Raw genomic sequence first — 19,654 nt, 5'->3', positions numbered from 1 at the left:
CACCCGGAGGCCCCGGCGGCAATGGCGTTTAAGGCCGCACGTCCGCCGCGCGCACCGACGCCAGGTATGCGCTGAGCCGGTCACGGTTGCGGGCCAGGCAGTCGATCCGGGCCTGGATGCGGTCGACGTGGGCCTCCAGGAGGGCGGCCGTCTCCGGTGTCAGGTGCTCGGGCGGCAGCAGGATCTCCTCCGGTCCCGACAGATACGGCAGGATCGTGCGGATCATCTCCGTGGTCAGGCCGGAGTCCAGCAGCCCGCGGATCTGCTGGACGTCCCGGACCGCCGCCTCGCCGAAGAAGCGGTAGCCGTTGTCGGCCCGCTCGGGGTGGAGCAGGTCCTGTTCCTCGTAGTAGCGCAGCAGTCTGGTGGGGACTCCCGTACGGCGGGACAGTTCACCGATCCTCATGACGCGCTCCCGGGTCGCCCTTGCCTTCACACTGATGTGAAGGTCCGAGCATGGTCGCATGTCCACCATCTCCCCGGCCAAGGGCACGGCCCTGCCCGCGCCCGCCCCGCTGCCGTGGTCCGGGCTCCTCGCCCTGTCCACGGCCGCCTTCACCGCGGTGCTGACCGAGCTGCTGCCCGCGGGACTGCTGCCCCGCATGGCCCCGGCTCTGGGTGTCCCGGAGGCCCGGATCGGCTTCCTCGTCACCGGGTACGCGGCCGCGTCCTTCGCCGCTGCGATCCCGCTGACCGCACTGCTGCGCGGGCTGCCGCGCCGGCGGGTGCTCGTCGGGGCGCTGCTCTGCTTCGCGGTGAGCAACGCGGTCGTGGCGCTGTCCTCGTCGTACCCCCTGACGTTCGCCGCCCGGCTGGTGGCCGGGTGCGCGGGCGGAACACTGTGGGCGATGCTCGCCGGGTACGCGGCACGGATGGTGCCGGCCGCGCGGCGCGGCCGGGCCGTCGCGATCGTGCTCGCCGGGATCACTCTCGCCCTGTCCCTGGGCGTCCCGGCCGGCACGGCACTGGCCGGGGCAGTGGGCTGGCGCACGGCGTTCGGGCTGTTGTCCGGGCTCGCGGTGCTGCTGGTGGGCTGGGTGCGGTGGCGGGTGCCCGGTTTCCCCGGCGAGGCGCGGCATGCGCGCGTGCCACTGGTCCGGGTCGCCGCGCTGCCGGGCGTCCCGGCCGTCCTGTCGGTCACGCTGTTCCTCCTGGTGGGGCACCAGGTGATGTACACGTACATCGCCCCGTTCGCGGCGCACGCCGGCTTCGGCCGTACAGGAGTGGTGCTGCTGGTGTTCGGGGCGGCGACGGTGGCGGGGATCTGGCTCACCGGGCTGCTGGTGGACCGGCTTCCGCGGCCGACGCTTCTCGGGTCGCTGGGGCTGTGCGCGGCCGTGATGCTCGTGCTCGGGCTCGCCGCCGGGGTGCCGGGTGTGCTGCTGGTCTCGGTCGCCGCGTGGGGCGTCGCCTTCGGGGGCGCGCCGACGCTGATCCAGACGGCGCTGGTCGACGCCTCGGGCCCGGAGCGCGCGGACGCGGCCACGTCGTTGCAGACCACGGTGTACAACGCCGGGATCGCGATGGGTTCGCTGACCGGCGGAATGGTCTTGGAGGGCCTGGGTGCGGGCGCCCTGCCCTGGACGGCTCTGCCGCTGGTACTGGTCGCGCTCGGGGTGGTCGCCGTGGGCCGGCGAAACGCGTTTCCGCCGCAGCGGCGATGATCCTAGGCTCTTGTCATGGTCGTGAAGGACACAGAGCTGCCGTATCTGCGCCGCTGCGTCGAGCTGGCCGCCGAGGCACTGGAGGCCGGGGACGAACCGTTCGGATCGGTCCTGGTGAGCGCCGCCGGTGAGATCCTCGCCGAGGACCACAACCGCGTGGCCTCCGGCGACCGCACCCGGCACCCCGAGTTCGAGCTGGCCCGCTGGTCGGCGGCGCACCTGACCCCCGGGGAGCGGGCCGCGGCCACCGTGTACACCTCCGGCGAGCACTGCCCTATGTGCGCCGCCGCGCACGCCTGGGTCGGCCTCGGACGCATCGTGTACGTCGCCTCGTCCGCACAACTCGCCGAGTGGCTGGGCGAGTTGGGCGTGCCGGCGCCACCGGTGCGGACCCTGCCGGTCAACGAGGTGGCCCCTCAGGTGGTCGTGGAGGGCCCGGTGCCCGAGCTGACGGAGCGGGTACGGCTCCTGCACCGCCGGTTCCACCAGGGCTGACGCAGCGAGCCCAGCGAATCGGTTGTCGAACTTCTGGCACACCAGGCCCATGCGCATCACGCCGGCACAGGCCAGGGCGCATTCCATGATCCCTCTCGTCCGGAGGCGGGCCGCCGGAGGGCCGCTTATCGTGATCGGAGGGCGCCGATGGGCGTCCTTGGAGGCATGGATGCTCGCCAAGGTGACGAGGCGGCGATGCGCTCTGTCCGGAGCCGTGGGGCTGGTCCTGCTCGGCGCCGGACTGCCGGCCGTGGCCGCGGACGGCTCCGGACCGGACCTGTCGCCCTTCTACCGCCAGAAGATCAAGTGGTCGAAGTGCGTGGGCATGGAGACCCCCGACGACCTGCAGTGCGGAAAGGTCACTGTTCCCCTCGACTACGCGAAGCCCCGCGCGGGCACCCTCGACCTGGCACTCGCCCGCTACAGGTCGACGGCCGAGCACAAGCGGGGTTCGGTGCTGCTGAACTTCGGTGGCCCCGGCGGCGCCGGCGTGCCCGGACTCGCGGCCGGCGGAGACGACTTCATGGGCCTCACGGACGAGTACGACGTGGTGTCCTTCGATCCGCGCGGCGTGGGCAGGTCCTCGCCGGTCAGCTGCGGCGCCGGCACCGACGAGGCGCTGGCGGCCACCGACGACGAGACGGCCGTCGCCCAGGATCCGCGGACCGTGCTCGGGAGGTTGCGGAAGGCGGCCGCCCAGTGCGCCGAGCACTCCGGACCGGTGCTCCGCCACATCGGCACGGTGAACGCCTCCCGCGACCTGGACATCATGCGCCAGGCCGTTGGTGACAAGAAGCTCAACTACCTCGGCTTCTCCTACGGAAGCCGGCTCGGGGCGGTGTACGCGGCCCAGTTCCCGGACAAGGTGGGCCGGCTGGTGCTGGACGGTGTGGACACCCTCACCGAGCCGCTGTCCGAGCAGGGTGTGGCGGGCGCCGCCGGGCAGCAGACGGCGCTGGAGGACTTCGTCGACTGGTGCGTCAAGGACATCGGCTGTCCGTTCGGCACCGACGCGCGCGGCGCCCGGGAACAGGTCGTACGACTGGTGGCGTCACTGGACGAGGACCCGGTGCCGACGGATTTCGGCCCCGCCTTCACCGGCCAGGACCTCGTGGGCGCCATCAGCCAGGCCCTCTACAGCGAGGATCTGTGGCCCTCGCTGGAGCGGGCGCTCGCCGAACTCGTCGAGGACGGCGACACCACCGGAGTGCTCGCCTTCGCGGGCGGCGGCTCCGGTTTCCTCACCCGCGCCCGCCCGCCGTCCGACGACCCGACCCACAGCACCCTCTCCGACGTGGAGGACGTACCGCTCGACAATCTTCCGGCGGCTCTGATGGCGGTCAACTGCGCGGACGATCCCGACCGCCCCGGCGCCGACCGGATCACCAAGGACCTGACCCGGCTGCGCGCCGCCTACGAGAAGGCGTCCCCGGTCTTCGGCCGCTACCGGCTCACCGAGTACCTCATGTGCTACGGCCGCCCGAAGGGCACCGACTTCATCCGCGAGAAGGTGCGTGACGTCGGCACGCCGAAGATGCTGCTCGTCGGCACCCGCGGCGACCCGGCGACGCCGTACCGCTGGGCCGTGGAGACCGCGAAGCGCCTTGGCGACTCGGCCGTGGTCCTCGACAACAAGGGTGAGGGCCACACCGGTTACGGCTCCTCCAAGTGCGTGCACCGCAAGGTCGACGACTTCCTGCTGTACGGCAGCCTGCCGCCGAACGGCAGCTCGTGCGGCGCCGAACGCGACGACTGAGGCGAACGGGAGACCGGGGGCCGGGGATCCGGGGATCCGGGGATCCGGGGATCCGGGGGACCGCCTCAGGACTCCCAGTACGCGAGCCGGTGCATGGCCGTCGCCGCCCCGGCGAAGCCGTCGTCGCCCAGCACCTCGCGCAGTTCCGCGTTGAAGCGGTCGATCTCCGGCTGGGCGGCGCGCAGGGCCTCGGCCCCTGTGCCGGTCAACTCCAGTACGACGGCCCGGTGTTCACTCGGGTGCGCTTCCTTGGCCATGAGACCCGCCGCCGTCAGCCGTCCGACCAGTCCGGTCACCGCCGACTCGCGCAGTCCGAGTGTGCGGGCGAGCCCCTGCTGGGTGATGCCCGGCTCGTCGTGCACGGCGAACAGGGCGCCCAGCTGGGCCGTGGTGACCCCCGCGGCGGCCAGGCAGCGCCGGTCGGCGGCGGTGCGCAGGCGGTGTGCGGCCCGCTGGAGCAGGAAGTAGAGACGCTGGTCGTCAGGGTCGGGCATGGGCCGATGTTGACAGACGTGCCCGGTCCGCGCCAGTCTCACTTCACTAGCGAAGTGAGGTGTGGGCATGCATCGGACCCTGGACTTGGAGCTCGCCCGGAAGGTTCTGGCGGCACAGCCCTTCAGCAGGCTGGTCGGCGCCCGGCTGACGGCCTTCGAGGAGGGCGAGGCGACCCTCGAGTTCGACATCCGCGGCGACCTGCTCCAGCAGCACGGCACCCTGCACGGCGGAGTGCTCGGCTACGCGGCGGACAACGCCCTCACGTTCGCGGCGGGTTCGGTGGCCGGCTCGGCGGTGACCACCGCCGGTTTCTCCATCGACTTCCTGCGGCCTGCCCGCGGCGAGCTGCTGCGCGCCCGCGCCCGGGTCGTACGGGCCGGCCGTACGCGTGTGGTGTGCCGCTGCGACCTGAGCACCGTGGACGCCGGCGGCGCCGAGACCCTGTGCGCGGTGGCGCAGGGCTCGATCGCCGTCCTCGCACCGCTCACGGCGTGAGCCTTCGAGTGCCGACGCCATATCAGCGAAAGGCCCTGTACGCGCGATCAAGTTGCCCCGAATGCCTGATCGGCCGATCGGTCCTATGGTGCTGTTATGGAGCACGCACTCAGCCCTGCGACCCTCTCCGAACTGCGCCGTCCGCGCCCCTATCCGGCGGTGTCCGTGCTGACGCCGACCCACCGCCGTGAACCCGAGAACGCCCAGGATCCGGTCCGGCTGCGCAATGTGGTGGCCGAGGCCAAGAAGCAGCTGGAGGCCGATCCGGCGGTCCCCCGATTGCGGCGCATCGACGTCTCCCGGCAGCTCGACCAGGCCCTCGCCGAGATCGATCTGGCGCACACCGAGGACGGACTGGTGATCTTCGCCGCGCCGGGTGAGCACCAGGTGTGGTCCCTGGCCCGTGCCGTGCCGGAGCGCGTGGTGCTCTCGGACACCTTCCTGACCCGCAACCTCGTCTCCGCACAGGCCTCCGAGCGGCCGTTCTGGGTGCTGTCGGTCTCCGCCGACCGCGCCACACTGTGGAACGGCGGTGTCGAGCGGGTCGCCGAGCATCGCGCCGGCGGCTTCCCGCTGACCCGGACCCGCGAGAACTTCGACGCCGAGCGCCTGGAACGGATCGGTGATCTGCCGAGCACCTACCGGGACGAGGACACGCGGCACTTCCTGCGGGACGCCGACTCGGCGATGACCAAGGTGCTGCGCGAGGACCCGCGCCCGCTGTACATCACCGGCGAGACCGCGGCACTGTCCGCCCTGCACGAGGTCGGCGGCGTCACCAGGGACGCGGTGCACGTCCCGCACGGCGGGCTCGCACACGGCACCCCGGAGGCGGTGTGGCAGGCGGTCCGGCCGCAGGTCGCCGCAGACGCCCGCAAGAGCACCGACGCGGTGACCCGCGAGCTCGAATCGGCGCGCGGGCGGCGGGCGTTCGCGGCCGGCGTCGACGAGATCTGGCAGAGCGCCCGGGAGGGCCGACTGCGGCTGCTGGCCGTCGAGGAGAACTACCGGGTGACGGTCCGCGACGAGGACGGCGATCATCTGGTCCCGGCCGAGAGCGGGGACCTCGACGCCCGCGAGGACCTCGTGGACGAGATCGTCGAACAGTGCCTGGACACCGGCGCCGACGTCCGCTTCGTACCGGACGGCACGCTCGGCGGGGCCGACGGCATCGCGGGTGTGCTGCGGTTCTGACGCACGGCTCACACGGTCCCGAAGAGTTCGCCGAGTCCCCGCTCGACGGCCTGGTCGAGGTCCTCCTGCCCGGCGCCGACCACCGCGTAGGTCCGCAGCAGGAAGCCGCGCAGGGCGGGCGTCGGGAACTGGAGGAGGGCGAGGCCGTACGGCGAGTGGAACTCCACGACCGTGGTGTCCCGGCCGCACGGCCAGATGTGCACGTCCCCGGCGCCGGCCGGTCCGCTCAACCCCTCCTCCAGCAGGGCACGGGCGAAGGTCCAGGTCACCCCCTGCCCGTCCAGGGAGACCTCGGGCGGGAAGTCGACGCACACCGCAAGTGGATCGGTGGAGCCGTAGCGCAGGGTGGCAGGGATGGGCAGTTCCTGGTTCTCCGCGGTGATCAGGCGGGCGGGAGCGGGCTGCTGGAAGGTCGTGTCCATGTTCTTAGGAGCACGCAGACCCCCTTTGCATTACGCCTGAACGTGGGCGAATTATTGTGACCTGCATCACATACGAGTAATCACACCGGGTCTCCTGGACTCCTTAGAACACAAGACCGTCGAACACATAAATGAACGCCCGGCCGACCACCCCGACGACGCATCAAGTCACGTACGTCACCTACGACTTGAGGCAGTGAACGGCGTAGACAATACGTCCGGTACGACCGCTCCGTGAAGACTGTGGCATATGCCAGAAGCACCACCGGATCGTGTGTTGCCAAATCTCTTACAGCGCGTCGCGGCCTGTGCAACAGTCGTAACGGTCCTTCCGTCCCGCCTTGGTCGAACCGTCCCCGCATCGGAGTGCGTCATGTCGTCCCACCTCTCCGCGGACCGCCCCGCCGCCCAGCCCCCAGGACGCGGCTCGGTCGACGCGCTCATATCGCAGGCGCGGCGGCTCAAGGGCGACGTGGATGCCGTACGACGGGACGCGCCGAGCGACGGTTCGGACCCCGAGGAGCGCTGGCAGCGCGCGCTGTACGACCTCGCACTGCACCAACTCAACGATCTCGACGAGCACTTGGCGCAACTGCGGGACGGCCCGCCGCCCGTGCCGTCGGAACCCGCGGCACAGTCCGCAGCGCGAACCGCGCCGCCCGCTCCCCGGCGCGGCTCGTTGCTCAGCCGGGTCGGCAGCGCGGAGTGGAACCTGCTGACGGACGAGGCCAGTTGGTCCGGAGAGCTGTACGAGATCCTGGGCCGCGACCGCACCGCTCCCCCGCTCACCCTCGACGAGCTCCCTTCCCTGGTGCTCGACGAGGACCGGCCCAAGCTGACGGTCATGGTCACGGACTGTCTGGTCGACGCCCAACGCATAGACGGCGAGTTCCGTGTCGTGCGCCCGGACGGCGAGGTGCGCACCGTCCACATGATGGGCGAGCCCGTGCTCGCCGCCGACGGCAGCACCGCCTCGATGTGGGCGGTGCTGCGGGACGTCAGCGAACTGCGCCGCAGTGAACGGGCGGTGAGCGAGACCCGTGACTCGTTACAACGCCACCGGCAGCGCGCGCAGAGCGAACACCGGCTCGCGGTCGAGCTGCAGGAGGCCGTGCTGCCGCCGTGGCGTGGCTCCCTGCGGCTCCCGCACCGGGGCACCGAGACCCTGGACCTGGCCGCCCACTATCTCCCCTCGTCGTCCAGCGCCGTGATCGGCGGCGACTGGTACGACGCGCTCGAACTGGCCGACGGGGAATCGCTGTTGACCGTCGGTGACCTCACCGGGCACGGTGTGGCCGTGGCGTCCGGCATGGCGACCCTGCTCGGCGCCGTGCGCGGCATGGCGATGGCGGGTACTCAGCCCGGCCCGCTGATGTCCCTGCTCAACCAGTTGCTCGATGCCACCGTGCAGCCGGCCCTAGGCAGCGCGGTCTGCTGCCGCTACCGCCCCGCAACCCGCACCCTGGTCTGGGCACAGGCCGGGCACCCCGCCCCGCTGCTGTTCCGGGGCGGGACGGGGCGCAGGCTGGACTCCCCCGACGGCGTGCTCCTCGGCGCGACCTCCGGAGCCGTCTACGCGCAGGCCGAGGAGACCCTCGAACCGGGCGACCTGCTCCTGCTGCACACGGACGGACTGGTGCCCGGACGCGGCAACGCGGACGCCGTGAACCGACTCCTGGACCTCGCCCCCCGGTTCGGCGGGGCGCGCACCGCGCAGGACGGAGTGCGGATGGTCATGGAGGAGTTCGGCGAGACCGAGCGCGAGGACGACGCCTGCGTGCTCATCGCCAAGGTGACTTCATAACAACCTCACGCCCGTGTGCTGTTGCCACCCCTTCCCTTCTGCTTCGGCAGCGCCAGCCTGATCTCCTCGCGCAGTTCGCTGATCTTCGGGTAGCTGGAGTACTCGGCGGTGAGCCGGTACATCTGACGCAGCCGGTCCCAGGTGCGATGGGAGGAGTTGGAGCCCATCGACACCAGCGCCAACCGCGCGTACCGGTCGGCCTGTTCGGGGTCGTCGGCGATGAAGCAGGCCGAGGCCATCGACAGGAAGTCGAAGATCTTCGACCGCTGACGTCCGTCGACCCGCAGGGCGAGGGCCTTCTCCGCGTAGTGCTGGGCGTGCGCGGCCGCACTCGGGTGGTGCTCGGCCAGGGTGCGGTAGGCCAGGGCCTGCATGCCGTACAGGTCCTCCTCCTTGAAGGTCTGCATCCAGCTCGGCGGTGGCACGTCGCTCTTGTCGGAGACGAAGAGTTCCTCCGCCTGTCCGAGGGTGCGGCGCATGGCCTGGCCCTTGCCCATGGAGGCCTGCGCCCAGGCCTCGATGGTGTAGAGCATCGCCTTGGTGCGGGGCAGCACCTCTTCGCCGGAGCCCGACCGGGCGAGCTTCATCAGATCGAGCGCGTCGTCGGGCCGGCCCAGGTGCACCATCTGGCGGGCCGCGCGGGAGAGCGCTTCGCCGACGCGCGGCCGGTCACCGCCCTCTCGCGCGGCATGGGCGGCGATGACGAAGTACTTCTGGGCGGTGGGTTCGAGGCCGACGTCGTGGGACATCCAGCCCGCGAGGACGGCCAGGTTGGCGGCGACGCCCCACAGGCGCCGCTGGAGATGGTCGGGGTGCCGGTAGGCGAGCATGCCGCCCACCTCGTTGAGCTGGCCCACGACCGCCTTGCGCTGGAGGCCGCCGCCGCGGGCCGCGTCCCAGGCCCGGAACACTTCGACGGAGCGCTCCAGCTCCTCGATCTCCTGTGACCCGATGGGGGCGGCCTCGTAACGGTCGAACCCGGCGGGGTCGGCGTGCAGGGGGTCGTCGAACTGGGGGGCATCGGCGGTGAGGGCCGGATCGGTGTGCAGCCAGTCGTGCATGGCGCTGCTGAGTACGGATCCCGCGGTGAGCGCGGCACCCGCGCCCACCAAGCCGCGTCGGTTGAGCATGAGGTCCATTCCCGTGAATTCGGTGAGGACCGCGGCGGTTCGGTCGGGCGCCCACGGCAGGCCGTCGGGATGTTCCGCGCTCCCGTCGCCCTGCCGTTTCCCCGTACGCCCGTGCCGGACCAGACCGAGGTCCTCAATGGTCACGACACGGCCGAGACGCTCGGTGAACAGAGCTGCCAGCACCCGTGGCACCGGATCGCGCGGGATCTCTCCCATGTCGATCCACCGCCGCACCCGCGAGGTGTCGGTCGAGAGCTGGGGATGGCCCATGGCCGCCGCCTGCCGGTTGACCAGCCTCGCGAGTTCACCCTTGGACCAGCCGGCCAGGCCGAACAGGTCCGAAAGTCGGGCGTTGGGTTGTCCGCTCACGTCAAGCCCCCAGGTTCTCGGCTGAGTTGACAGTAGCCCCGGGTCAGTTGCTCCGGGAGTATTCGCCAGGGTTCGCCAGGGTGCGCCAGATGGTGTGCCACGGGGCATATGCGCTGAGGTAGGAACGCGCCACCCCGACCCGGACCACACAGGGACATTCCCCAGGGTGCACCCGGTGGTCCGGATCGGGCGGCGCACTGCTTCTCCAGGCACAGCAGGCACACGAAGGGATCTGTCTCTCCCATGTACGCAGCATCGTCCTCCGTGTCCGCCCCGCCCAGGTCGCCGCATCTCCGCCCGGCGGGCGGTGGCCCCTACCTCGACCCCGCGCGGCCGACCGCCCCCGTACCGGGTACGGGCAGGGCACGACGCGTTCCGGGGCTCGGCACCCAACCGCTCAGCGGGAGACTCGACTTGTCCGGCCCCCAGGGCGCCCAGCTGCGCACGGCGATCGCGTCGGTGCACCGGATCTGCCCGGAGTTCGCCCCGGTGCAGGTGCTGCGCCGCAGCGGACGCTCCGTGCTCCTGGTCGGTACGACGGGACGCAGCACGGCCGTCGCCAAGTGTTTACTCGACCACTCCCCCGTATGGGCCGAGCGCATCCGGCACGAAATAGCCGCATACCGTTCGTTCGTCCGGCACCGGCCCCCGGTGCGCGTCCCGCGGCTGATCGCGGCGGACCCGGACAACTGCACCCTGGTCATCGAGCGGATGCCCGGCAGGGCGGCGGCGCTGCACCGGCATCCCGCGGAGTCCCCGCCCCGCGCGGACATCAGGGCGGCGCTCGGCGCGGTCTGCCGGCTCAACGCCTGGCGTCCGCCCGCGGGCACCTTCGACGCCCCGCTCGACTACGCGGCCCGCATCTCCCGCTACCACGAGCTGGGGCTGCTGACCGACCGCGACCTGGGCGACCTGCAAAAACTGCTGCACGGCATCGCGCACTCGGCGGGCCGGCAGGGCATGGGCCAGTTCTGCCACGGCGACGCACTGCTCTCGAACATCCTGCTCTCACCGGCCGGTCCAGTGCTGGTGGACTGGGAGCACGCGGGCTGGTATCTGCCGGGCTACGACCTGGCGACGCTGTGGTCGGTCCTCGGTGACGCCCCGGTGGCGCGTCGTCAGATCAGTCAGATAGCCCAGTCGGCGGGCCCTGCCTCGCGGGACGCGTTCCTGGTGAACCTGATGCTCGTGCTGACCCGTGAGATCCGTACCTACGAGACGGCCGTGCAGCGTTCGATGCACGACGCGACCCCGGCGGCACCGGGCCCCGCCCACCCGGGTGCCGCGCCGTCCGGCGAGGAACAGCGGCTGCTGCTGAGGCGGCTGCACGACGACTGCCAGCTGGCCCGTCGGGCCGTACGCGCGGCGGTCGGCACTCGCTGACGGGGACGACGGTCCGCGGTGCGCCCTGTGAAGCGGCGCGCTGCGGACCGTCGTATGTCCGGGGCGTCTTCACGAGTGGCGGTCAATGGTGTACGCCACTGACGCCCCGCAGGCCCGCGGGGTCTGCGCCACGAAACTCCCGTGAACCCGGATTGACATGGGAAATCCCCTGCCTCTGGGCATGATTGACGGATCGTCGACAAGCCGGTAGCACTGACGCACGCCCGGCCCCGCTCGGCTCATCGCGCTCGATCGTCCCTGGAGGCTGCATTGCGAGGATCCGCCACCGACCCCAACAGAGCCACCCGGAGGGTGTTCGGCACGCTGGCCGGCACCGCTCTGCTGCTGCCCCTGCTCGGCGCGGCCCCGTCGTCGGCCGAGGACTCGGCGGCCGGCCTCCAGCGGGCCTTCTCCGCGGCGGCCGCCGAGTACCACGTACCGCAGAGCGTCCTGCTGGGTGTCTCCTATCTCCAGTCGCGCTGGGACACCCACGCCGGCGCGCCGAGCGTGACCGGGGGCTATGGCCCGATGCACCTGACCGACGCCCACACCGCGCTCGCCGCGGCACCGCACCACAGCGAGGGCACCGAGGACGCGCGCGGCGACAGCGCCCGCGCCGCCCTGCTGCCCGCCACGAAGATCCCGGAACCCGCCGAGCTCCCCGCCCGCCTCGAAACCCTGCCGAAGGCCGCCGAGCTGACCGGCCTGAGCGCCGAGGACCTGCGCACCGACCCCGCGGCGAACGTCGCCGGCGGTGCCGCGCTGCTGGCCGCCGCCCAGCGGGACCTGGGCGAACCGCTGAGCCAGGACCCGGCCGACTGGTACGGAGCGGTGGCCCGCTTCTCCGGCGCGGACGACAGCGCGACCGCGGCGGCGTATGCGAACGACGTCTTCGACGTGCTGCGCACCGGCGAGGAACGCACCACGGACGGCGGCCAGCGGGTCGCGCTGGCCGCCCGCCCGGAGCTCGCCCCGGACACCGCGCAGCTGGCCCGGGCGGGCCTCAGGAAGCCCAGGGCGGGGAGCACCGAGTGCCCCAAGACGGTGTCCTGCGAGTGGATCCCGGCGCCGTACGAGGAGTTCGGGGACAACGACTACGGCAACCACGACCTGGGTGACCGTCCGGCCTCGCAGAGCATCAAGTACATCGTCATCCATGACACCGAGGGCACCTGGGAGGGCGTCCTCAACCTGGTGCAGGACCCGACCTATGTGTCGTGGAACTACACCCTGCGCTCGACCGATGGTCACATCGCCCAGCATGTGAAGGCGAAGGACGTGGCCTGGCACGCAGGCAACTGGTACATCAACGCCAAGTCGATCGGTCTGGAGCACGAGGGCTTCCTGGCGAATCCGGACGCCTGGTACACGGAGGCGATGTACCGGTCCTCGGCGCGGCTGGTGAAGTACCTCTCCGCGAAGTACGGCATCCCGCTGGACCGGCAGCACATCCTCGGCCACGACAACGTGCCCGGCCCGACGACCTCGACCGTCGCGGGCATGCACACCGACCCCGGCCCCTACTGGGACTGGCGGCACTACTTCGAGCTGCTGGGCCACCCGTTCAGGGCCACCGCCCCCAAGCAGGGCGGCCTGGTGACGATCCGGCCGGACTACGCCACCAACCAGCCGCGGTACACGGGCTGCGTCACCAAGGGCGAGCCCTGCGCGTCCCACGGTTCGAGCGAGGTGCGGCTCTACTCGGCCCCCGACGAGAACTCCGCCCTCATCACGGACATCGGTCTGGGCGGCAGGGCCCCGACGACCGACGTCAACGACCTGTCGTCACGGGTCTCGACCGGCCAGCAGTACGCGGTCGCCGGGCGCGACGGCGACTGGACGGCGATCTGGTACCTGGGCCAGAAGGCCTGGTTCAAGAACCCCAAGGGCGACCCGACCGCGGTGAGTGCCGCCGGTCTCGTCGTGACCCCCAAGGAGGGCCTCGACAGCGTCCCGGTGTACGGCCGCGCCTACCCCGAGGCCACCGCCTATCCGACGGGGGTGCCCGCGCAGGCGGTGTCGCCACTGCCGTACAAGGTACTCAAGGGCCAGACGTACGTGATCGGTGACAAGGTGCCCGGCGAGTACTACTACGCGGTCACCTTCACGACGGACTCGCACAAGGTCGTGGTCGGCAAGGACCTGTACTACGAGATCCAGTACGGCCACCGGGTGGCGTTCGTGCGGGCGGCGGACGTCGATGTGAAGCCCTCGGTGCGGCGCTAGCGGGAACGGGCGGGGGACGCCGTCCGGGACGGTGTCCCCCCACCTGCCGGCAGTCAGCCCTGCTGGAAGAGCTCCGCCGGCAGGGGCTTGAGGAGGGCGTACAGGTCGTCCGTGATCGGGCGGTCCCAGGCGGCGATGGTCACCTGGACGTTGTCGCTGCGGTCGAACTGGACGCAGGAGATCCGGCTCTCGGAGAGCTTGAGGCGGCGCACGATCAGGAGGTTGTCGCCCTGCATGACCGGCATGTCCTCGGTGTCGGTGACGGTCACCTCCTCGTCGTTCTCCAGCGCGAGCAGCAGTTGGGCCACCTCGAAGGGGACCTGTCCCTCGGGGACCTCGCGGGCCGGTGAGCCCTCGGGGAGGTTGCCGATGATCATCGCGGGGCCGCGGCCGCCGAAGAGGTCGTAGCGAAGGAAGACGCCCTGGCAGGTGCCGTCGGGAGCGGGCAGGAGCCCCGCGCCGAGGTTGCCGGGCCAGTCGCCCGGGTCCATGGCCAGTACGTCGAAGTCTGGACCGGCGGGGGTTGCGCTGCGGCGGCGGAGGAACGACATGCGCCCATGGTAATGGGCAGTCACGTGGTCGTGCGGGCGCAGGTACGTGGGGGCCGGTCGCGGGGTTTCCCGCACTCCGTGCGGAATCACTTACCGTCCGCGGCCCGGTGCTGTGCGTGCGTCGGACTCCGGCGACCACGGCCGGCGCGGCGGCGCAGCGCAATCCGGCGCTCGCCGCGGTGTCCCAGCCGCGCTCGGTGGCCACCGTGACGATCCCGAGGTCGAGGACGGCGAACCCCTTTGGCCACGGCATTCGTCGGTCGGCTTGTTGTTGTACGTCCGCGCCACCCCGAACCGGTCGACATGCCGCCCACCGCCGCCTGCGACGTCACTGCTTCCGGTGACGCTCATGGTGGCGTGCCACCCGGGCGCGGTTGCCGCAGGAGGGCTTGCACCACTCCTGCCGCGGATGGTCCTTCAGGAAGTAGCGCACGCAGCGCGGGGCATGGCAGGCGCGCAGCCGCCGCCGGTCGGCTCCGGTGAGAAACGCGATCGCGGCCTGCGCGAGTACGGCCGTGAGGTCGGCTCCCCGGGGCGACGGCTGCCGGTGTACGACGGGTTCGGCGTCGTCGGTCCAGTGCAGGACGGGGACGGTCGGAGTGCGGGCGGCGGCGGCGTTGAGGCGGGCGACGGCCTCGGCCACCGGCAGGAGGCGGGCCGCGTCGGCTGGGCTGGGCGCGTCGGGGCGCACGGCGCGGGCGAACAGCGCGCGGACGGCGGCCCGCAGGTCACGCACCGCGGCGAGGGTCTCCTCGTCGACGGCGGGATCCGAGGCGTCCGGCAACGTCCCGGCATGTTCCCGGACCCAGGCGGTGAGACCCGCGAGATCGCGCAGGTCGTCGGCGACGCCGCCGTGTCCGTCGTGCCGGATGGTGAGGGCCAGGTCCAGGGCGAGACGGGTGTCGCTGGTGATCGTGTCCTGCATGCGGCTAATGCTAGTTGTCGCAGCACCCATTAATTCACTGTCATGGCAGTGCGTGATCCAGCGGGACGGCCAGGGTCGGTCCGTCAGTCCTCCGGGAGGTCCTGCGGCTCCACAGCCCCGGGCGGTACCACCGCCACCGGGCTCGCGGCGTGCAGCAGGACGGCCTGGGTGACGGACCCCATCAGGCGGGCCGGCGCCAGCAGGCGGCGCCGGTGCCGGCCGACCACGACCAGGTCGGCGCCCTGGGAGGCCGCAACCAGATGCCCGGCCGCGTCGCCCGGGGGCACGTACGGTTCGGCGAGAACCCCGGGGTGGCGGGCGATGTGCGGGGCGAGGAAGCCCTCGGCGAGGGCACGGGTCTCGTTCTCCACGGCGTCCTGGTCGATCTTCGGCGGGATCATCTCGCCCGGTGCCGCCCAGCCCTGCAGGGGCCACTGGTAGGCGGAGACCACCTGAAGGCGGGCGCCGCGCAGACCGGCCTCGCCGAACGCGAAGTCGAGGGCGGCGTCGTCGGGGCTGTCGACGTGCAGGCCCACGACCACACGCGGGCCCGGCCCGGTGGGCGCCTCGCCGTCGACCTCGCGCCCGGGGCGGGGCACCACGACCACGGGGCACTCGGCGTCACGGGCGGCGGCCATGCCGTTGGAGCCGAGCAGCAGACTGGCGAAACCACCCCGGCCCCGGGAGCCGAGCACCAGGAGCTGGGCGGTGGAGCCCAGTTCGGGCAGCACGGCACCGGGTGCGCCCTCGACACCGAGGTACTCGGTCGGCGGCTGCTCGTGCCGGTCCCCCAGACGGGTCCGTACCCGGTCGAGGACGGGATCGTCGTCCGGGTCCGGCGCGCCGGCGACCAGGACGTCGGGCTGGGCCCAGACGGCGTACTGCCGTACATGCACCACCCGCAGCGGCGCTCCGCGCCGGCGGGCCGCGTCGAGCGCCCAGTCCAGGGCGCGCAGGCTGTCGTCCGAACCGTCCACCGCGGCGACCACCGGCAGGGTGCTCATCATGTGTTCCTCACTTCCGGAAGGACGACCCTCCCCTTCCTGGGGTCAGCCTCGCTCAGGCGTCGGCCCCGGGAAGGTGCTCAAGGTCGCGTGTCCGGAAAAAGGGAAGGAACACCGACTGCTCAGGTGAGGTCGAACTCTCCTTCCCGCGCCCCTGACACGAACGCGCCCCACTCCGCGGGGGTGAAGATCAAGGAAGGGCTCTCCGGGCGGCCGCTGTTGCGCATCGCGATGAACCCCTCGACGAAGGCGATCTGGACATCCCCCCGACCGCGGCTGCTCGAGTGCCAATCGGCGTTGCTCAGGTCCAGCTCCGGCTTCTCCCAGCCCATGAGCGGCTGCTGCTGGATGGTGGTCTCGGCCACGTCCGTGCTCCTCCCGATTGCGTCGTCCGCGGCCAGCCTAGCGATCGACCCGGACCGCCGACAGGCCACGTGAGGGGGACCTTTCAGGAGTCAATTCACGCATCAGGCGGCTCAGACCCCACCAGCCACATGGCGAAGAACTGGGATCCGCCGCCGTAGGCGTGCCCGAGCACCTTGCGGGCGCCCTCCACCTGGTGTTCCCCGGCCTGTCCGCGCGCCTGGAGGGCGGCCTCGGCGAAGCGGATCATGCCGGAGGCGCCGATCGGATTGGTGGAGAGCACGCCGCCCGACATGTTGACGGGCAGATCCCCGTCCAGTTCGGTGACCCCGGCCTCGGTGAGCTTCCAGCCCTCGCCCTCGTCGGCGAAGCCGAGGTTCTCCAGCCACATGGGCTCGTACCAGGAGAACGGCACGTACATCTCGACGGCGTCGATGTCCCGGCGCGGGTCGGCGATCCCGGCCTGCCGGTACACATCGGCCGCGCAGTCCTTGCCCGCCTGCGGCGACACGGCGTCCTTGCCGGCGAACAGCGTCGGCTCGCTGCGCATGGCGCCGCCCAGCATCCAGGCCGGCGGCCGGGGCGCCCGCGCGGCGCCCGCCCGGTCGGCGAGCACCATGGCGCAGGCGCCGTCCGAGGAGGGGCAGGTCTCGGAGTAGCGGATCGGGTCCCAGAGCATGGGTGATGCCTGGACCTTCTCCAGGGTGATGTCGTGCTCGTGCAGATGCGCGTACGGGTTCTTGAGCGCGTTGCGGCGGTCCTTGTACGCCACCAGGGAGCCGACCGTGTCGGGCGCGCCGGTGCGCCGCATGTACGCGCGCACGTGCGGAGCGAAGAAGCCGCCCGCTCCGGCCAGCAGGGGCTGCTGGAAGGGGATCGGCAGGGACAGGCCCCACATGGCGTTGGACTCGGACTGCTTCTCGAAGGCGAGGGTCAGGACGGTGGAGTGCACCCTGGCCGCCACCAGGTTCGCGGCGACCAGGGCCGTGGAGCCGCCGACGCTGCCCGCGGTGTGCACGCGCAGCATCGGCTTGCCGACCGCGCCGAGCGCGTCGGCCAGGTACAGCTCCGGCATCATGACGCCCTCGAAGAAGTCGGGCGCCTTGCCGATCACCACGGCGTCGATGTCGGCCCAGGTCAACTCGGCGTCGTCGAGCGCCCGTCGGGCCGCCTCCCGGACGAGCCCGGCGATCGACACGTCCCGGCGGGCGGCGACGTGCTTGGTCTGGCCGATGCCTACGACGGCCACGGGCTCCTTGCTCATCGGGGATCCCCTTCGAGTACGGCGACCAGGTTCTGCTGGAGACAGGGCCCGGAGGTGGCGTGGGCCAGGGCGCGGTCGGACTCGCCCCGGTGAATACGGGCGGCGGCCTCGCCGATGCGGGCGAGTCCGGCGGCCATCATCGGATTGGCGGCGAGAGCTCCCCCGGACGGGTTGATCCGGGTGGAGTCGTCGAGTCGCAGGGCCTTGCGCAGGACGACCTCCTGCGAGGTGAACGGCGCGTGCAACTCGGCGGTGTCCACGGGCCGTTCGAAGGCTCCGGCCCGCTCGGCCGCCAGCCGGGCGGAGGGCGAGTCGGTCAGGTCGCGGACGCCGAGCGAGTGCGCCTCGATGCGATGGTCGATGCCGCGGATCCAGGCGGGGCGCTCACACAGGTCCCTGGCCCGCTCCCCCGCCGCGAGGACCACGGCGGCGGCCCCGTCCCCGATGGGCGGGCAGTCTCCGGTGCGCAGCGGACGTACCAGGTAATCCCCTTGCGGCACAGGGCCCTTGAGCTGCGCGCGCGGGTTGTCGGTGCTGCGGCTGCGGGCGCCGATCGCGGCCAGTTCGCGCTCGTCCGTGTCGCCCGCGTCGATGAGTGCCTGGGCCTGGAGGGCGGCGAGGGCGACGGAGTCGGGCCACAGGGGGGCGACGTAGTACGGGTCCAGCTGCCGGGTCAGCACGTCGCGCAGGGAGCCGGGTGAGGACTTGCCGTAGGAGTACACCAGCGCGGTGTCGGCGTCGCCGGACAGCAGCTTGGTCCATGCCTCGTACAGCGCCCAGGCCCCGTCCGTCTCGACGTGCGACTCGGAGATGGGCGGCCAGGCGCCGACCCCGTCGAGGGCCAGGGTGAAGGAGAAGGCGCGTCCCGCGAGGTAGTCGCAGGAACCCGAGCAGGTGAAGCCGATGTCGGCGGTCTTCAGACCGGTCTGCGCGATCACGTCGTGCAGGACCGGCATGAGCATCTCCACCTCGGAGACTTCCTCGGTGGAGCGCAGGGTGTCGGACTGGGCGAAGGCGACAACCGCGATGTCACGCGTCACAGCAGCTCCTTGTACATCTCGTAGTCCGCGTCGGGTTCACCGGTGGGCCGGTAGTGGTCCGGGTAGCGGCCGCCCTCGGTCCACACCGGCTCGACCCTCAGGCCCATGCGCACCTGGTCGTACGGGATGCCGCCGATCCGGCCGTGCAGGGCGAGATCGGCGCCGTCGAGGGCGATGTGGGCGTAGACGTACGGCACGTCGATGTCGAGGTTCTTCGCCTTGATGTTGACGATGCAGAAGGTGGTCACTGTGCCAGCAGGACCCACTTCCACCTGTTCCGCTGTGGCCACACCACATGTGGGGCAGGCTCCCCTGGGCGGGACGTACACCTTGCGGCAGGACGGGCAGCGCTCGCCGACAGCCCGGCGTTCGGCGAGAGCGTTGATGTAGGCGGTCTGGGCGCGGCCCGGTGAGTAGGTGTAGTCGAGGCGGGCCTCGGCGACGATGCCGTGCACCGGGTCCTCGAACTCGCCTGTGTGGACGGTGACTTCGGAGTCGTCTCCGTCGTACTGCTCGAAGCAGGCGATGTCGGTGATGGCACCGGTGCGTTCCTCGGCCCAGCGGACCCGGACGCGCATGCCGGTGCGGACGGCGTCGGGGCCGGGGGCGTCGAGGGCGTGCAGCAGGGCGGTGTCGGCGCCGTCGAGTTTCACCAGCACCCAGGCGAAGGGCGTGTCCAGCGGCTGACCGCGACGCGGTTCGTGGTTCCAGGCCCAGGTGGTGACGGTCCCGGTGATGCCGACGTGGACGAGATCGCGGATCTCCTCGGCGGTGACGGGGTCGTACTCGACGGGCGGGACCAGGGTGCGGCCGTCGCGGGTCTTCACCCCGAGGATCACGCGTTCCCGCAGACCGGTCAGGAAGGCGCTCTGGACGGGGCTGAGGGAGCGGGTGAAGGGGAATTCGACGACCAGGGGGGCTTTGAGGACTTCGGGCATCGAGGGCGTGCCTCCTTCGAGGACGGACGCGCGCGGGTGGGCGGACGGTGGCTTGGCAGGCTCGGTGAGTCCAACGCCCCCAGGGGCGCGGGGAACTGCGCGACCAGCCACCGACGGCCCGCAGTGTCCGACGCAC

Annotated in this window: 19 protein-coding genes; 8 read left to right on the top strand and 11 right to left on the bottom strand. The window is 71.7% G+C overall.

The genetic code is table 11. From position 1 onward, the window contains the following. Positions 1 to 28 precede the first annotated feature (28 nt). Complete coding sequence (locus tag ACGFWE_RS23925; protein ID WP_352386058.1) at positions 29 to 406, bottom strand: MerR family transcriptional regulator; 378 nt, start codon at positions 404 to 406, stop codon at positions 29 to 31. A 58-nt stretch (positions 407 to 464) separates the two neighbouring features. Here ACGFWE_RS23925 and ACGFWE_RS23920 point away from each other — a divergent pair, with 58 nt between their 5' ends. From ACGFWE_RS23920 to ACGFWE_RS23910, 3 genes are all read left to right on the top strand, one after another. Next, a complete protein-coding gene (locus ACGFWE_RS23920) occupies positions 465 to 1,664 on the top strand; it encodes an MFS transporter (protein WP_393601565.1) in 1,200 nt (399 codons plus the stop codon). 15 nt (positions 1,665 to 1,679) lie between these two features. After that, positions 1,680 to 2,159 (top strand): nucleoside deaminase, encoded by a 480-nt coding sequence (locus tag ACGFWE_RS23915; RefSeq protein ID WP_352386062.1) that lies wholly within the window; start codon positions 1,680 to 1,682, stop codon positions 2,157 to 2,159. 169 nt (positions 2,160 to 2,328) lie between these two features. Then, positions 2,329 to 3,915, top strand: a complete 1,587-nt coding sequence (locus tag ACGFWE_RS23910; RefSeq protein WP_352386064.1) for an alpha/beta hydrolase — start codon at positions 2,329 to 2,331, stop codon at positions 3,913 to 3,915. Positions 3,916 to 3,980: 65 nt separating this feature from the next. On the opposite strand, the gene ACGFWE_RS23905 is transcribed toward ACGFWE_RS23910, so the two are convergent. After that, on the bottom strand, positions 3,981 to 4,409 hold the full coding sequence (locus ACGFWE_RS23905) for a MarR family winged helix-turn-helix transcriptional regulator (RefSeq protein WP_352386065.1): 429 nt from the start codon (positions 4,407 to 4,409) through the stop codon (positions 3,981 to 3,983). A 67-nt stretch (positions 4,410 to 4,476) separates the two neighbouring features. Between ACGFWE_RS23905 and ACGFWE_RS23900 the strand changes: the two genes are divergently transcribed. Together ACGFWE_RS23900 and ACGFWE_RS23895 are read left to right on the top strand one after the other, a co-directional pair. Next, on the top strand, positions 4,477 to 4,905 hold the full coding sequence (locus ACGFWE_RS23900; RefSeq protein WP_393601562.1) for a PaaI family thioesterase: 429 nt from the start codon (positions 4,477 to 4,479) through the stop codon (positions 4,903 to 4,905). Between the two features lie 96 nt (positions 4,906 to 5,001). Continuing rightward, entirely contained in the window at positions 5,002 to 6,099 is a 1,098-nt protein-coding gene (locus tag ACGFWE_RS23895) for a chemotaxis protein (protein WP_393601560.1), read from the top strand. 8 nt (positions 6,100 to 6,107) lie between these two features. Here ACGFWE_RS23895 and ACGFWE_RS23890 read toward each other — a convergent pair whose 3' ends face one another. Next, positions 6,108 to 6,521, bottom strand: a complete 414-nt coding sequence (locus ACGFWE_RS23890) for an SsgA family sporulation/cell division regulator (protein WP_352386071.1) — start codon at positions 6,519 to 6,521, stop codon at positions 6,108 to 6,110. A 373-nt stretch (positions 6,522 to 6,894) separates the two neighbouring features. On the opposite strand from ACGFWE_RS23890, the gene ACGFWE_RS23885 reads away from it, so the two are divergent. Beyond that, on the top strand, positions 6,895 to 8,325 hold the full coding sequence (locus ACGFWE_RS23885) for a PP2C family protein-serine/threonine phosphatase (protein WP_393601558.1): 1,431 nt from the start codon (positions 6,895 to 6,897) through the stop codon (positions 8,323 to 8,325). Positions 8,326 to 8,330: 5 nt separating this feature from the next. On the opposite strand, the gene ACGFWE_RS23880 is transcribed toward ACGFWE_RS23885, so the two are convergent. Further along, the gene (locus ACGFWE_RS23880; protein ID WP_393601556.1) at positions 8,331 to 9,824 is read right to left on the bottom strand and encodes a hypothetical protein; all 1,494 of its coding nucleotides are present in this window, start codon (positions 9,822 to 9,824) and stop codon (positions 8,331 to 8,333) included. Between the two features lie 243 nt (positions 9,825 to 10,067). On the opposite strand from ACGFWE_RS23880, the gene ACGFWE_RS23875 reads away from it, so the two are divergent. Next, positions 10,068 to 11,207 carry an aminoglycoside phosphotransferase family protein gene (locus ACGFWE_RS23875; protein ID WP_393601554.1) on the top strand — a complete coding sequence of 380 codons (1,140 nt, stop codon included), beginning with the start codon at positions 10,068 to 10,070 and terminating at the stop codon, positions 11,205 to 11,207. Between the two features lie 270 nt (positions 11,208 to 11,477). Further along, entirely contained in the window at positions 11,478 to 13,433 is a 1,956-nt protein-coding gene (locus ACGFWE_RS23870) for an N-acetylmuramoyl-L-alanine amidase (RefSeq protein WP_393601552.1), read from the top strand. Positions 13,434 to 13,486: 53 nt separating this feature from the next. Here ACGFWE_RS23870 and ACGFWE_RS23865 read toward each other — a convergent pair whose 3' ends face one another. The 7 genes from ACGFWE_RS23865 to ACGFWE_RS23835 form a co-directional block, all read right to left on the bottom strand. Further along, positions 13,487 to 13,984 (bottom strand): hypothetical protein, encoded by a 498-nt coding sequence (locus ACGFWE_RS23865; protein ID WP_389991904.1) that lies wholly within the window; start codon positions 13,982 to 13,984, stop codon positions 13,487 to 13,489. Between the two features lie 328 nt (positions 13,985 to 14,312). Then, positions 14,313 to 14,909: an ABATE domain-containing protein gene (locus ACGFWE_RS23860; RefSeq protein WP_352386082.1), complete on the bottom strand. Its 597-nt coding sequence runs from the start codon at positions 14,907 to 14,909 to the stop codon at positions 14,313 to 14,315. Positions 14,910 to 14,992: 83 nt separating this feature from the next. Then, the gene (locus tag ACGFWE_RS23855) at positions 14,993 to 15,913 is read right to left on the bottom strand and encodes a universal stress protein (protein WP_393601550.1); all 921 of its coding nucleotides are present in this window, start codon (positions 15,911 to 15,913) and stop codon (positions 14,993 to 14,995) included. A 122-nt stretch (positions 15,914 to 16,035) separates the two neighbouring features. After that, positions 16,036 to 16,278, bottom strand: coding sequence for a DUF397 domain-containing protein (locus ACGFWE_RS23850; RefSeq protein ID WP_028807758.1), 243 nt, complete (start codon positions 16,276 to 16,278; stop codon positions 16,036 to 16,038). Between the two features lie 95 nt (positions 16,279 to 16,373). Next, a complete protein-coding gene (locus tag ACGFWE_RS23845; RefSeq protein ID WP_352386086.1) occupies positions 16,374 to 17,540 on the bottom strand; it encodes a thiolase domain-containing protein in 1,167 nt (388 codons plus the stop codon). Further along, complete coding sequence (locus ACGFWE_RS23840; RefSeq protein ID WP_352386088.1) at positions 17,537 to 18,580, bottom strand: thiolase domain-containing protein; 1,044 nt, start codon at positions 18,578 to 18,580, stop codon at positions 17,537 to 17,539. Before ACGFWE_RS23840 ends, ACGFWE_RS23845 begins: the two co-directional genes overlap by 4 nt. After that, positions 18,577 to 19,518 carry a Zn-ribbon domain-containing OB-fold protein gene (locus ACGFWE_RS23835; protein ID WP_393601547.1) on the bottom strand — a complete coding sequence of 314 codons (942 nt, stop codon included), beginning with the start codon at positions 19,516 to 19,518 and terminating at the stop codon, positions 18,577 to 18,579. Before ACGFWE_RS23835 ends, ACGFWE_RS23840 begins: the two co-directional genes overlap by 4 nt. Between the last annotated feature and the right edge of the window lie 136 nt (positions 19,519 to 19,654).

It is taken from the genome of Streptomyces sp. NPDC048523, from assembly GCF_043199815.1.
Lineage (GTDB): Bacteria > Actinomycetota > Actinomycetes > Streptomycetales > Streptomycetaceae > Streptomyces.
This window is presented reverse-complemented; position numbering and strand designations above follow the sequence as displayed.